The sequence below is a fragment of the Prochlorococcus marinus XMU1419 genome (assembly GCF_017695955.1).
In the GTDB taxonomy this organism is placed as follows: domain Bacteria; phylum Cyanobacteriota; class Cyanobacteriia; order PCC-6307; family Cyanobiaceae; genus Prochlorococcus_A; species Prochlorococcus_A marinus_AD.
Map to the genome: position 1 here is coordinate 31600 of NZ_JAAORO010000001.1, position 13827 is coordinate 45426.

The window sequence follows — 13827 nt, forward strand, 5'->3', positions numbered from 1 at the left end:
TCTTTTATTAACAATATGTCTATAGAAATTTAAGATTTTATTATTCCAAATAAGTTTAAACACTTCACTACAAGAGGAAGAATTAAAAGCACAGTAATTAACCTTACTGCGTGCAGAGTTGCGACTGCAGCACCAACTCCATATTCTGAACCTACAAGACTCATCCCGCTTATACCTCCAGGTGCGGCCCCAAGAATAGTTGTAATCACATCTATATTAAGTAATCTGCTTGTCCATAATCCAATTGCTAACCCCGTAATAACTAAAGTAAAGGTTATCAATATCGCAGGCCTCCACAAGCTTTGAAGATCAATTAAAGAGTCTTTAGTTAACGATGTTCCAATTACTGTCCCGATGCCAATCTCTAATATTGTTCTTGTTCCAGTAGGCCACTCTGCAATATCCACTTTGCCACTGATGCTCAGTAAACTTGCGCCTAATAAAGCTCCTGCAAGTGGAGCTGCAGGAATACCCGTTTTGAGGGCTAAAGTTCCAAAGATTCCACCAGCAATTAGATAATAGATTAGATTAATGTTTGGCATAAAATTTAAAGGAGTTCGGAATAATATTAGAAAAAATTTTTTTTTCTTGGGTTGATAGTCGAATTATATTTCTCCAACCCTCCCATAATGACCCCTTTTATTGGCATAATATTATAAAAGGGTGAATTTTATGTCTTCACAGATTTCATACAGAGCTAATAAAAGCCGTATAAAGAAAAAACTATCTTTTTTCGAGGGGGGCCATCAGCTAGAAAAATTAGAGTTTGCTCTTGCAATTGCTCAAACTAAGGGGGATGAAAAAAAATCAATTTCTCTAAGAAAAAAAATTGTCGAATTAGGTGGAAATGTTGAGGAGCCAGGAACTTAACTTATTTTGATTCAAGACAATTAGTTGCCAACATTAATGCATCGCCTGCTTGTTGTGTTGTTATCTTGCCAAGCTCAAGAAGAACATAGCTGATAGCAGAAATGACAGTAATTATATCTCTATCGTTTACATAGCCCAAGTGACCAACTCTAAATATTTTTCCTTTCAAATGATCTTGACCACCAGCAAGTAAAATATCAAACTTACTTTTTATTAACTTTCTGAATTCTTCAGCATCCATTTCTCCAGTTTTTATCGCAGTAATTGAAGGACTTAAATAATTCTCATCAGCAAATAATTTGAGATTTAAAGCTTTCATGGCTGTGCTCATTGCCAATTTGTGCCTATTATGTCTGAGAAAAATGTTTTCTAAGCCCTCATCTCGCATCATTTTTAAAGCTTCATCTAAAGCAAAAAATAAATTAACTGCTGGAGTATATGGGTTGCTATTACTTAGAAGACTTTTTTTGTATGATTTTAAATCTAAATAAAATTTAGGTAAATTAGATTCTTCTGTAGCTGCCCATGCTTTTTCGCTCATTGATATAAAACTTAGGCCTGGGGGAATCATATATCCTTTTTGTGATCCTGAAGCAACGATATCTAGTTGCCACTCATCTATTGGTACATTGCAGGCCCCAAGACTTGTGACGCAGTCAACAATAGATAATGCTTTTTTGTGTTCTTTAATATATGAGCTAATAGTTTTTAGATCATTAATTACACCTGTTGAGGTTTCAGAGTGGGTTAATATGACGGCTTTTATTTCTTTTTGTTTATCCTCTTCTAATATTTTTTTGAATTCATCTGGATTAAGGGCAGTACCCCATTCCGAATTAATTTTTATTACCTCTAATCCAAATGTTTTAGCTACTTTTACCCATCTTTCACCAAATTTTCCATTTTCTCCACAAATTACTTTGTCACCTTTACTTAAAGTATTAATTATTCCAGCTTCCATAGCGGCAGTTCCGCTTCCAGTAATTGTGAGAATATCATTTTGAGTTTGATGAAGCCATTGTAAATTTTTAGTGGTAATTTCTACCAACTCTTGAAATTCCTTACTTCGATGGCCAATAGGATGCTTGCTTAATGCTTGTAAAACTTTTTCTGGAACTGGTGTGGGCCCAGGAATCATCAATGATAATTTTTGTTGTATGGCCACTTTTTATTAAATAGGTCATTCTTAGATTAGTTCTCATTATATATTTTTCAATTACTTGATTTGAAAAAAGGATTTTCTTTACCTCTATGGGTTGCCGGGTCTGCAAAGGCAGCATTAAAAAAACTTGTAGGGTCTTCTTTTGAAAATTATGAATTAATAAAAATTCCTAATGAAGAAAAAAGAATCAAAATAGAAATTCATTCTGTTGGTCTGTTCAAAGATGACTCGCATGCGTTAGGAATTTCATTTGCAAAGTCTGGTTTAGATCTTGACATTACACAGAATTTAGAAATATGGACAATAGCTTCTTTAGAAAAAATTTCTTTGAATAATCCTGTTCAAACAAATCCAATAAACATTATTCCAGGATCTGGTGTTGGTATCAAAGAAAATACTTCAGAAATATGTATTTCTGATTTTGCTAAAGAACTTTTATATGAAAATTTATTGGAAATTATTCCCGCGGGTTTTTATTTAAATTTAGAAATAATTTTTCCAAAAGGGGAGTTTCTAGCTGAAAGAACCAGTAATAAGTCATTTGGTATTGTAGCCGGGTTATCTATTATTGGTACTTCTGCTGAGACTTATTCGAGTGCTTCACCTGATCAATTAGAAGAAGCTAAAACAAAGCTATCAAAATTAATGAAAAATGATTTTAAAGGAAAGGTTGTTTTTGTTATTGGTGAAAATGGCTTAAATTTAGCAAAAACTTGTAATGTTAATTTGCCAATTATAAAGGTTGGTAATTGGATAGGGCCATTAATAGTTGATGCTGCAATAAAAAATGTAAAAACTGTAATCCTTTTTGGTTATCATGGGAAATTAATAAAATTAGCAGGCGGCATTTTTCATACACATAATCATTTAGCTGATGGAAGAATTGAAATTCTTGTTTATTTAGCTGTTCAAGAAAAAGTACCACCTGAAATCGTAGTTAAATTATCTTATTTAAATACTCTTGAAGATGCCTTATTACTTCTTGAAAGATTTGATAAATCTACAGCTGAAAAATTATTCAAACACTTATCAAATACGATTGAGAAGCGTTCTTTTGCATATGTTAATAGGTATGTTAAAACTGATATGGAAATTGCAGCAATTATTTTTGATAGAAAAAGGGAAATAAGGTGGACTGGAACTATAGGTAGTGATTATATTTCTTATTTTCAATCCAATAAATTTTAAATTGATTCTGCTTTTGTAAAAAAATTGAGCTAACTTTTATACATGAGTCAAAAATCATTAAAAAAAGAACGAGAGCCTTCAATATTAATTTTAGATTTCGGATCTCAATATTCTGAATTGATTGCTAGAAGGATTCGAGAAATTAATGTTTTTTCACTTGTTGTTAGTAACTATATTTCAATTGAGGATATTCAAGATATTAATCCTAAGGGCATAATTTTGAGTGGAGGTCCTAATTCTGTATATGCTCAAAATGCTCCTAAATGTGATAAAAAAATTTTTGATTTAGGAATTCCTATTCTTGGCATTTGCTATGGAATGCAACTAATAGTCAAAGAACTTGGAGGATCTGTAACTTCAGCCACTAAAAAAGCTGAGTACGGTAAAGCACCAATAAATATTGATCTAGAATGTGACCTTCTTTCTAACGTAGTAGATAAATCTATAATGTGGATGAGTCATGGGGATTCAATTAATTGTTTGCCTGACGGATTTAATAAAATTGCTCATACGGAGAATACAGTCCATGCAGCAATTTCACATGATAATAAGAAATTATTTGGGGTACAATTCCATCCTGAAGTGGTTCATTCAGAGTTTGGAATGACAGTAATTAAAAATTTTGTTCATAATATTTCTTGTTGTGCAGCTGATTGGACAACCGAAACTTTTTTAGAGGAGACGATTCCTAGGATAAGAGAACAAGTTGGCAATAAGAAAGTTCTGCTTGCCTTGTCAGGAGGAGTTGATTCTTCAACCCTTGCCTTCTTGCTTAATAAAGCAATTGGAAATCAGTTAACATGCATGTTTATAGACCAAGGTTTCATGAGAAAAGGTGAACCTGAGTTTTTAATGAATTTTTTTGATAAAAAATTTCATATAAAAGTTGAATACATTAATGCTAGGGAAAGGTTTATTGCAAAATTAAAAGGGATTACTGATCCGGAACAAAAAAGGAAAATTATTGGTGGAGAATTTATAAGAGTTTTTGAAGAAGAAAGTAACAAGCTGGGACCTTTTCAGTACTTAGCGCAAGGTACTCTTTATCCTGATGTAATTGAAAGTGCTGGTACTAATGTTGACCCTAATACAGGGGAGAGAATAGCCGTAAAAATAAAGAGTCATCATAATGTTGGCGGATTACCAAAAGATTTACAGTTTAAATTAGTTGAGCCATTAAGAAAACTTTTTAAAGATGAAGTTCGAAAATTAGGAGCTGCTTTAGGTTTGCCGGATGAAATCATAAAAAGGCATCCATTTCCAGGCCCAGGTTTAGCAATAAGAATTTTGGGAGAAGTGACTAATGAAAAACTTGATTGTCTAAGAGATGCAGACTGGATAGTGAGAGACGAAATTAAAAAAGCAGGTCTATATGATGATATTTGGCAAGCTTTCGCAGTATTGTTACCAGTTAAAACTGTTGGTGTTATGGGTGATAAAAGAACTTATGCCTGGCCAATAGTTTTACGTTGTGTATCTAGTGAAGACGGAATGACAGCAGACTGGTCAAAAATTCCTTTGGAGATTTTGGAAAGAATTTCAAATAGAATCGTAAATGAAGTAGTTTTAGTTAATAGAGTCGTTTACGATATTACAAGTAAACCCCCTGGAACTATTGAGTGGGAGTAATTTAAGAAATGTTCTAAAAAATTAAAGTCTTTTAATTTTTTGAACAAATTTTTTAATGACAATAAAAATGCAATGAGCCAGATTATTAAATTAAGTCGTTCTACTGTTGAGAAATACCTTAGTTGTCCAAGATGTTGTGTACTTGATAAAAAATATCAAATAAAACCTCCATCATTACCATTTACTCTAAATATAGCTGTAGATAATTTATGTAAAAATGAATTTGATTACTACAGAAGCATTCAGAAACCACATCCATTGTTTATTGAACATGGTATTGATGCTGTTCCTTTTAAACACGAAGATTTAGAACGTTGGAGAAGTAATTTTCAAGGGATTAGATATAAGTCAATTGAACATAATTATGATTTTGGTGGAGCTGTCGATGATATTTGGCAGAAAAAGAATGGTGATCTTATCATTATTGATGTAAAAGCAACTTCTAGAAATAATTTTGATTGGTCTGAAACTTTTAATAAATACGAATATGCAAAAGCTTATAAGAGGCAATTGGAAATGTATCAGTGGTTATTTAAAAAAAATGGTTTTCAAGTTGCTAAGGAAGCTTATCTTTTGTACTTTAATGGAAAGAAAAATGAAGAGCTATTTAATAATCAATTAAATTTTGATGTGCATTTAATTAGATTAGATTGTTCTACATCATGGGTAGAGAATAAGATTATAGATACTGTAAATTTATTACGGTCAGAAATTTTCCCTAAACCTTCATTAAATTGTGAATACTGTAATTATTTAAAAAAGCGTTGGCAGTTATCAGTAACTTAGTACTCATAAAAAATTATCTGATATTCCTGGAAAATTAGTAAATAAAAGATAACCTTTAATTAGATTATAAAATTTTGGCTTTTGATAAATTCTAAAGAAACTGAAAAAAAGATAACTAATCATCTTCAAAAAGATGTAGTAAAAATATCTGGTAAAACAATTTTTATCAATCCTTTTTTGTATTGGCGGAGGTTTGATGAAAATACAAATAGATGGCTGAGAGAACCTGGTCAAATGTCAGAGGCTCAAATTCAACCTAATAGGAATCGTTTTTATCCGGAAATAGAGTGGGCTGATTTAAGTCATGAGCAAAAGCTCATAAAAGATGGGACTGTAGAGATGTTTTTAAAAACTCTTGAATTGATAAGTACGTTTCACCCTTATCTTAATTCCGGGCATTTATTAGAGGTTGAGAGAAAAATGACGATAATAAAAAAAATACCATTTGAAAAGTGGGTTACAAAATCCTTCGCCAAAAAAGCAAAATTATTAGAAAATGAAAAAAGAAAATTTCAAAGAGAAAGGTTTTTTAGTAGCTGGAAGGAATGGTTCAGTCTTGAAAATACACAACAAGCTATTCTGCCATTAATAGTTACTATATTCATATCATCATTCATTGGCTGGACTCTAGGGATATCTAAAAATAGTTGTAATCCTTATTTTGAACAAAACTTAGATCAAATAAATTAATTTCTCTGCTATGTTTCTCAGTATGGTACTTAATATTTTTTTGAAAAAATAAATTTTTTTATTTAGAATTAAGATGAAATAAACAATTAATCTTAAAAATAAAATTTTTATGAATGAAAATTTTACTTCAAATTATATTAAAAATGATGAGTTCACACTGAATACTGAAGAAAGTGACTATAAACATTTAATTACTGTTCTAAAAGAGATAAGGGAAACCATTTCTTTACTGGAAAAAAAGATATCTAAATAATTTTAAAATTTTTGATAAAAAATAACTCTAATAAAAAAATTATTTCATTAAAAAGGCAACCTTTAGTCTTACTAATTTTTTCTTCTATTTCGTTTTTGTTGATTTTATTAAGGTTAATTTTTTTACAGCTATTAAATCATGAATCTTTTAAAACAATGTCTGATGAAAATAGGATTAGGCTCATTGCTGCTCAACCAATACGGGGAAGAATACTTGATAAAAATGGTTATATTTTAGCCGATAGTAGAGTTAAATATTCTTTAATAATTAAGCCTCAATCTGTAAATCAAAGCAATTGGGAAAAACATAAATTACTAATCTCTGATTTATTAAAAGTTGATAGTAATTTAATACAAAAAAAATTTTTTAATGGTTTAAAAAATCAAAAACTTTCAGTAACTATTCTTGAAGATTTAAATGTGGATCAATTAATAAAATTTAAAGAAAATGAAGATAATCTACTTAGTTTTGAAATAGCTTCGAAATTAATTAGAAATTATCCTTATAAATCAGTTGCTGCACATGTTATTGGGTATACTCAGCCAATCACAGATTCAGAATATAGTTTTTTATCCAAAAAGGGTTATAAATTTAATGATTTAATAGGAAGAACTGGAATTGAATATGTTTACGAAGACTTTATAAGGGGTGAATGGGGTGGAGAAATGATTGAAGTAAATTCTTTAGGGAAATTTCAAAAATCATTGGGTATTAAACCTCCATTACAAGGTAATGATATTGAATTGACAATTGATATGAATTTGCAATTAGTTGCTGAGGAAGCACTTAAAAATAAAAAAGCTGGAGCAATAATTGTGATGGATCCTAGAGATGGTGCAATAAGAGCAATGGCCAGTAAACCGACTTTCGATTTGAATTTTTTTTCAAAGGATTTTAAGCCTCAAAAAGAATATAATGAGCTTTTTGATTCTCCTGATAAACCTCTTTTTAATAGGGCATTAAATGCTTATGATCCAGGAAGTGTTTGGAAAATAGTAACAGCTTTAGCTGGCTTAGAAAGTGGTATATTTCCTAGTAATACTTTGTTAGAGACAAAACCATGTATCACTTATGGGAGTCAATGTTTTCGCGAACACAATGATTTAGGTTTTGGTGTTATAGGTTATGAAGATGCTTTACGAGTTTCAAGTAATACATTCTTTTATCAAGTCGGATATGGTGTAGGAGTCGATAAAATTTACGAGATATCTAGAAAACTTGGTTTTAATTCTTTTTCTGGCATTGAAATTTCTGAACAAGAAAATGTAGGATTCATAGCTAATAGTAAATGGGCTAATGAAGGTAGAGGATGGGGCAAACCAGGTAGAACTCCTTGGGTTCCAGAAGATATTGCAAGTATGTCTATTGGCCAATTTGTTGTCCAAGTTACTCCTATTCAAATTGCTAGAGCATATGCTGCCATAGCAAACGGAGGATATTTAGTTACTCCTCATTTAGCTAAAAATGATGGGGAATATTTTTCAGATAAAAAACGTATTAAATTAGATTTAGATCCAAAAAATATTGAGTTGATAAAACGAGGTCTTAGAAAAGTAGTTGAGTCAGGTACTGGTGTATCAATTAACTATGGGGTTTCAAATTTACCTCCAGTTTCAGGTAAAACTGGAACTGCTGAAGATGGTGAAGGCGGATTAGATCATGCTTGGTTCGTTTGCTTTACTCCCTCTGAAAAGAGTGAGCTGCTAGTGGTTGCTTTTGCTCAAAATACACCTGGTGGAGGCTCTGTACATGCACTTCCAATGGCCAGACAAATTTTAAAAGTTTGGAATGAACAAAAGTGATATTTATTGTAACGATTAAGTGTTTATGTTTTTAATTTTTTCATTTGTAAAAGTCTTTTAATAATATCTTCAACAGTTTTGGTATCTATGGGTTTACTATATGATGACAACATTTGTCTCCCTAATACTTGACTACCTAAATGGACTAATTGTATCCGTAAAGAGGTTAGTAGTTCTAATCCTATACCCCCTGAAAATGTTGCAATTGCAATTGGTTGACCATTAAATAAATTCCTAAAATCATCTCCAGAAATTGAAAGCCATGCGATGAAATTGGAGAGAATTGGAGGTATAGATCCATTATATTCTGGAGCACAAATAACCCACTTTTCTATTGCGAAAAGCTTTTTTTTAATTTCTTCTATTTCAACTGGAATATTGTCTTTGTTATGAATTCGTGGATTAAATAGAGGTATGTCAAGAGTGGTTAGATCTAATATCTCAGAATTTATTTTAAGCTCAATACTTTTTGCAAGAAACTTTTTAGAAAGTTCTAGATTTTTCCCACAACTAGCTGAGATGATTATTAAATCTTTAGATTCAGTCATAAATTAGATAAACAAATTTAATAGTTAGCACCAGTTTTGCGGTGGTGAACTGCTGTTAGACTATCGGATTTAACTATATTACCGTGTAGCACTTCGGCGTAAATCACCCAATGATCTCCACATTCCATTCTCTCTTTTACAGAAGCATCTAACCATGCTAATGACTCAGGAATTATTATCTGTTCGTTAGGAGTCAATTCAATGTTTAATCCTTCAAATCTATTTTCTCCAGGCGCAAAGGGTCTTGTAAATCTTTTCAAAGGTTCTTTAAAATCTTTTTCACTTAGAATATTTAATGCGAATGAATCTCCAATTTGAAGCAAAGATTCTACTGATCTATCTTTTGCTACTGCGATACTTAATCCAGGAGGAGAAAAACTTGCTTGACTAACCCATGATGCAAGCATCGCTCCTTTTATATTGTTTTCATCTTTTCCTTTGGAAGCAGTAAGAACGCAAAGTGAACCAATTACTCTTCCAAGAGCTTGTAGCTTTGGATCTGTTTTGCTTGTTATCATTCCTGTATCAGATTTTCTAGGTTTTTTCTTTGTTTTTTTTATGATTGTTCTTCCAAAGTGAGTTCCTATTTCTTCTAGTTCTTTAATCTTTGGTTTATTAGGGCTAAATTTAATTCTTATAGGATCAAAATTAAACTTAAAACCACCGTCTTTCAATTTTGATTCAAGTAAATCTATTGCTTCACCGCTCCAGCCAAAACTACCAAAAATTCCTACTGGTTTATCTCTATTTCCCTCTGATAACAATGTTCCAAGTGCACTTACTATAGGAGTTGGAGCATGACCCCCTAGTGTGGGAGACCCTATTAAATATCCATCAGCATTTTGAATGGATTTTACAAGTACATCATTAGGGGTAAATTCACAATTAATACTGTCTACCTCAACTGAAGTTCTATTGATCCCTTTAGCTAATGCGTCACCAATGGATGCTGTATTTCCATATGCACTTGCATAAATTAAAACGATTTTAGGATTATTTGTTATGAGATTTTCACCCCATCTGATGTAGTCAATTAGAAAGCTTTTTAAGCTGTATTCAATAGCTGGACCATGTAATGGTGCGATAGTTTTTATATCATACTCTGCAATTTTTTCAGTTATTGTTATCACTTGATTAGACATTGGTGCCATAAGGCAATCATAAAAATGCTTTCTATCAATTTCTGTACATAATCGATTTTTTTCAGACCAATATTTAGATGAAATGTGTGCTGAAAAGATCTTTTCACTTAGAAGGAGTTCTTGATTTCTTTCATATACTATTAGGCCTCCAGGCCAACGGGCTGTTGGTATAGGAATTAAATCTAGTGAAATATGATCTAATTCTAAATGATGTTCTTTTTTGACTACTTTTAATTTGGGTAATTGAATTTCAATAAAGTTTTTTAAGTTAGGATTTCTTTGATTCCAAAGTTCGGTAATAAGTTTAAAACCAGGATTTGAGCAAATAATAGTTAAGTTTTGAAAATGCGTACTAATTTTTTTTATGGTTTCTATGATTTGTGGATTAATATGACCAGTAATTATATTGATTTTATGTAATTTGAATTGACCATAAAAACTAGATATTTCCTCAAAAAATTTATCTAAATATTGTTTTTCAGGAGGATGAATAATAAAAAGTTCCTCATTACTTCTCATTAAAAAAGTATTAAAAGAGGACCCTTGTTCAAGACTAAACTCAAGTTCAAATCTTTCTTTATTTTGATCTAGAAATCTGATGCAAATAATATTTTCGGTAATTTCAAATTTTGATAATTTTTGATTTTTTGAAAGTAAGTTTTTATTAATTTCTGACATTTTAAAATTTATTTTTAGTTTTAATTTGTGGTAGGCATGCTTATGATTGACGTCATATTTATCTTTAATGAAGATTCAACTATCGACCTGCACATGAAATTCTTTTTAAAATCGTTTAATATCAGTAAATTATACCTACAAAGTAGCTAATACGTTTATATTGCTTGTACGTTTTCCATGTCGTACTATTAATTTTCAATACCTTCACTAGAGTATTCCTGTTTCGGATTTTTTATTATTATCACTATCCATATAGCTAGAATATAAAAAAGGGATTCCAAAGGGACTCTTCTACATTGTTTTCAGTAAGGGATAAAAGACTTGAAGATGAAAAAAGATTCTCTAATTTTTGTTTAAATTTTATTTATACATAAAAAAGGATCCCTATAACTAGAGATCCTTTAATAGATTTACTAAATCTAGTGTTTCCTTGTTACCACTATTTTAGTAAACCACTCCTACACACGTATTTACAATATTACAGATATTTCTTTTCCGTGGATGCAGGTAAAGGAATGTTATTTAATTGTCACATGTGACAGTTGGCAAAGAATAATATTTGGACTTTAAACTTTAATCAAATAATTTATTCTTTAGATGTGTGAGTGAGTTGTTGAAAATATCTTAATTTTTAAAATGAAAATTCTTATCACAACTCTTATATTAGGCGCTTCTTTTCCAGTTAATGCTCATGAGAGCATTGGAGATCACATTTATCAAGAAGCATATGAGTCACAAAAAGGATACGCATATGAGAACAAGTGCTTCAGTTATGAATATAGGGAAAAATATATTCCAGGTACTTCAACGTCTCCAGGCTATGTCAAATCTTATAGTGAGAAAGTTTCTATCCCATGCAATAGTCATCGCAAGGTATTTAACCATTATCATCATAAGACTGAACCACAAACTGCGTATGTGAAATATAAACCTGCTCCAAAATGCACTGGAAGTACAGCTTTAGGTGGATTAATCGGTGGTGGAATTGCAGCATCTTTATCAAAAAGTGATGCATATAGCTGGAGTATTCCTTTAGGTGCAGTTTTAGGTGCAGGAATTGGAAATGCCGAATGTCAATAATTATGGTTTTCATTTAATATGGGGGCCAATTTTCAACGGATTTTAAACTATAAATCAAAAAAACCTAGTTATAACTTCAATCTATATTTTCTTCAACTGGATTTCAAAGTATATTTTTTCTATCTGATTGTATTGATACCAACGGTTTATAAATACTCTAAGTCCAAAGACTGGTCAATAGTGATTACCAACTTTTCTATGATGAACAGCGGTTTTGCATGATAAGTCTGATACATTACCATTTTCAACAATTCCGTATATTATCCAATGATCAGGAGTTTCTAATCTTGAACTAACTTTGCAATCTAAAAAAGCGAGTGAATCTGATAGAACAGGTCCACCGATTGCAATGTTTTTAATTACATCTACATCTGCAAATCTATCAGCTCCAGGAGCAAATCTCTTTAAAAAATGTCTAAACATTTTTTGATAGTTGTCTTCTCGCAAGATATTTACAACAAATCCTTTCCCAACTTGCATAAATGATTCAATAGCTCTATCTTTTGCAACCGCAACTGTAATACCTGGAGGAGAAAAACTTGCTTGACTGACCCAACTTGCAACCATTGCACTTTGTCTAAATGTCGAACCTTCTCCTTGGCTAGCTGTAACTACATATAATCCCCCACTTAACCTACCTAAAGCTTTATCTAAATTTGAATCCAGACTCTTCATTGAAGCTATATTTTTCTTCTTATTTATCAATTGACCCAAGTCAGTTCCGGCTTCTTCGAATTGTTGATAAATAATAGGATCTGGAATGTTTTTAACTCTTAAAGGAGAGAAAGCTTCTTTTTGACCAAGTTCTCTTAATTTATTAGCTAAGGAATCTATTGGCTCATCATTGCCACCAAACGCATCATAGACAGCTGTAAATTGTTTTGATTTTAGTGCTGCAAATAAAGTACCAAAAGATTCTTTTAATTCATTATCTGAATTTACTGGCCAAGTGGGGATTACTACTGCTTTGGATTCCGAAATTAAACTTGTTAATTCTTGAGGGTCGGAAGATCTTAAATCAATTAATTGAACCTGTGCATCTGCTTTACTTATTCCATGAGAGATCGCCTGACTTAGTCGATCACAATAACCATAGTCGCTTATATAGCAGACTGATACAAAATCATTACCTTTGCTTTTATTGCTACTCCATTCTAGATATTTTCCTTTCCAAAAATTGACTTGATTTTGAAGTAAAGGCCCATGACCTACAGCTATTGTTTTTAATTCAGGTAGCTTATCTATTCTTTTAATTGCCTGCAGAACACTTCTAGCGTTTGGACCCATTAGGCAATCGTAATAAAAACGAAAATCATCATATATTTCTTTTTGATCAGCATCATAAAATTCATCAGAACAATAATGGAGTCCAAATGCATCACATGTGTACAGAACTTGAGTGCTGTGGTCATATGAAAAAATTGTATCTGGCCAGTGTAAATTTGGGGCGCTTATAAATTCAATATTATGCTCTAAACCGCTATTAGGATTAGTTCCGAGATTTAAAAACTCTCCACTCTTAACCTCTAGACGTTTAAAGGGAATATGTATTTGATCTTCAATAAATTTAAGAGCTAATTTGGATCCTACGACTGTGATATTTTGATTTAATTCTAAAAGATTACCTATTAAACCAGAATGATCAGGTTCTGTATGGCTTGTAATTAGATAATTAACTTCTTGTGGATTTACATTTTTCAGTAATTCTTTAAACCATAATTCTTCGAACTTTGCGTGACTAGTATCAATAATTGCTAGTTTCTCGCCTTTAATAATAAAACTATTGTAAGTAGTTCCATTTCTTAAACCAAATTCAATATCAAATCTACTACGATCCCAATCCAAAGATCTTATGGCACAAGAATCATCAGCAAAGTTTTGAGATTGAACCGACAACTTGTTATTAGTTTTTGCCAATTTAGAATTACTTGTCTGGGCAGAGGCTATCATAGAATAATTAGCTTTATAAATTAACTTTAGTTATATAGAATATAAATTC

General features: G+C 31.4%; 12 protein-coding genes. 7 read left to right on the forward strand and 5 right to left on the reverse strand.

Annotated elements, in window-relative coordinates; all coding sequences use genetic code 11:
• Window positions 1–29 precede the first annotated feature (29 nt).
• The gene (locus tag HA151_RS00160; RefSeq protein ID WP_209105567.1) at window positions 30–542 is read right to left on the reverse strand and encodes an AbrB family transcriptional regulator; all 513 of its coding nucleotides are present in this window, start codon (window positions 540–542) and stop codon (window positions 30–32) included.
• Between the two features lie 130 nt (window positions 543–672).
• Here HA151_RS00160 and HA151_RS00165 point away from each other — a divergent pair, with 130 nt between their 5' ends.
• Window positions 673–870 carry a hypothetical protein gene (locus HA151_RS00165; RefSeq protein WP_209105568.1) on the forward strand — a complete coding sequence of 66 codons (198 nt, stop codon included), beginning with the start codon at window positions 673–675 and terminating at the stop codon, window positions 868–870.
• A 1-nt stretch (window position 871) separates the two neighbouring features.
• On the opposite strand, the gene HA151_RS00170 is transcribed toward HA151_RS00165, so the two are convergent.
• Window positions 872–2008, reverse strand: coding sequence for a pyridoxal-phosphate-dependent aminotransferase family protein (locus HA151_RS00170; protein WP_209106110.1), 1137 nt, complete (start codon window positions 2006–2008; stop codon window positions 872–874).
• 87 nt (window positions 2009–2095) lie between these two features.
• Between HA151_RS00170 and cbiD the strand changes: the two genes are divergently transcribed.
• The 5 genes from cbiD (at window position 2096) to mrdA (ending at window position 8380) form a co-directional block, all read left to right on the forward strand.
• Window positions 2096–3220, forward strand: coding sequence for a cobalt-precorrin-5B (C(1))-methyltransferase CbiD (gene cbiD / locus HA151_RS00175; RefSeq protein ID WP_209105569.1), 1125 nt, complete (start codon window positions 2096–2098; stop codon window positions 3218–3220).
• Between the two features lie 42 nt (window positions 3221–3262).
• Entirely contained in the window at window positions 3263–4849 is a 1587-nt protein-coding gene (gene guaA / locus HA151_RS00180) for a glutamine-hydrolyzing GMP synthase (protein ID WP_209105570.1), read from the forward strand.
• 72 nt (window positions 4850–4921) lie between these two features.
• Complete coding sequence (locus tag HA151_RS00185) at window positions 4922–5635, forward strand: PD-(D/E)XK nuclease family protein (RefSeq protein WP_209106111.1); 714 nt, start codon at window positions 4922–4924, stop codon at window positions 5633–5635.
• Between the two features lie 81 nt (window positions 5636–5716).
• Window positions 5717–6325: a hypothetical protein gene (locus HA151_RS00190; protein WP_209105571.1), complete on the forward strand. Its 609-nt coding sequence runs from the start codon at window positions 5717–5719 to the stop codon at window positions 6323–6325.
• A 267-nt stretch (window positions 6326–6592) separates the two neighbouring features.
• Window positions 6593–8380, forward strand: a complete 1788-nt coding sequence (gene mrdA, locus HA151_RS00195) for a penicillin-binding protein 2 (RefSeq protein WP_373922061.1) — start codon at window positions 6593–6595, stop codon at window positions 8378–8380.
• Window positions 8381–8403: 23 nt separating this feature from the next.
• Here mrdA and HA151_RS00200 read toward each other — a convergent pair whose 3' ends face one another.
• Together HA151_RS00200 and HA151_RS00205 are read right to left on the reverse strand one after the other, a co-directional pair.
• On the reverse strand, window positions 8404–8928 hold the full coding sequence (locus HA151_RS00200; RefSeq protein ID WP_209105573.1) for an NAD(P)H-dependent oxidoreductase: 525 nt from the start codon (window positions 8926–8928) through the stop codon (window positions 8404–8406).
• A gap of 17 nt (window positions 8929–8945) precedes the next feature.
• Window positions 8946–10748, reverse strand: a complete 1803-nt coding sequence (locus tag HA151_RS00205) for a diflavin flavoprotein (protein ID WP_209105574.1) — start codon at window positions 10746–10748, stop codon at window positions 8946–8948.
• 636 nt (window positions 10749–11384) lie between these two features.
• Here HA151_RS00205 and HA151_RS00210 point away from each other — a divergent pair.
• Window positions 11385–11828: a hypothetical protein gene (locus HA151_RS00210; protein ID WP_209105575.1), complete on the forward strand. Its 444-nt coding sequence runs from the start codon at window positions 11385–11387 to the stop codon at window positions 11826–11828.
• Window positions 11829–12002: 174 nt separating this feature from the next.
• On the opposite strand, the gene HA151_RS00215 is transcribed toward HA151_RS00210, so the two are convergent.
• Window positions 12003–13778, reverse strand: a complete 1776-nt coding sequence (locus HA151_RS00215; protein WP_209105576.1) for a diflavin flavoprotein — start codon at window positions 13776–13778, stop codon at window positions 12003–12005.
• Window positions 13779–13827 lie beyond the last annotated feature (49 nt).

Excerpts from the sequence above, each read along its gene's own strand:
- HA151_RS00160 (WP_209105567.1), bottom strand. The coding sequence starts at position 542 with ATGCCAAACATTAATCTAATCTATTATCTAATTGCTGGTGGAATCTTT.
- HA151_RS00165 (WP_209105568.1), top strand. The coding sequence starts at position 673 with ATGTCTTCACAGATTTCATACAGAGCTAATAAAAGCCGTATAAAGAAA.
- HA151_RS00170 (WP_209106110.1), bottom strand. The coding sequence starts at position 2,008 with ATGATTCCTGGGCCCACACCAGTTCCAGAAAAAGTTTTACAAGCATTA.
- guaA (WP_209105570.1), top strand. The coding sequence starts at position 3,263 with ATGAGTCAAAAATCATTAAAAAAAGAACGAGAGCCTTCAATATTAATT.
- HA151_RS00185 (WP_209106111.1), top strand. The coding sequence starts at position 4,922 with ATGAGCCAGATTATTAAATTAAGTCGTTCTACTGTTGAGAAATACCTT.
- HA151_RS00200 (WP_209105573.1), bottom strand. The coding sequence starts at position 8,928 with ATGACTGAATCTAAAGATTTAATAATCATCTCAGCTAGTTGTGGGAAA.
- HA151_RS00205 (WP_209105574.1), bottom strand. The coding sequence starts at position 10,748 with ATGTCAGAAATTAATAAAAACTTACTTTCAAAAAATCAAAAATTATCA.
- HA151_RS00210 (WP_209105575.1), top strand. The coding sequence starts at position 11,385 with ATGAAAATTCTTATCACAACTCTTATATTAGGCGCTTCTTTTCCAGTT.
- HA151_RS00215 (WP_209105576.1), bottom strand. The coding sequence starts at position 13,778 with ATGATAGCCTCTGCCCAGACAAGTAATTCTAAATTGGCAAAAACTAAT.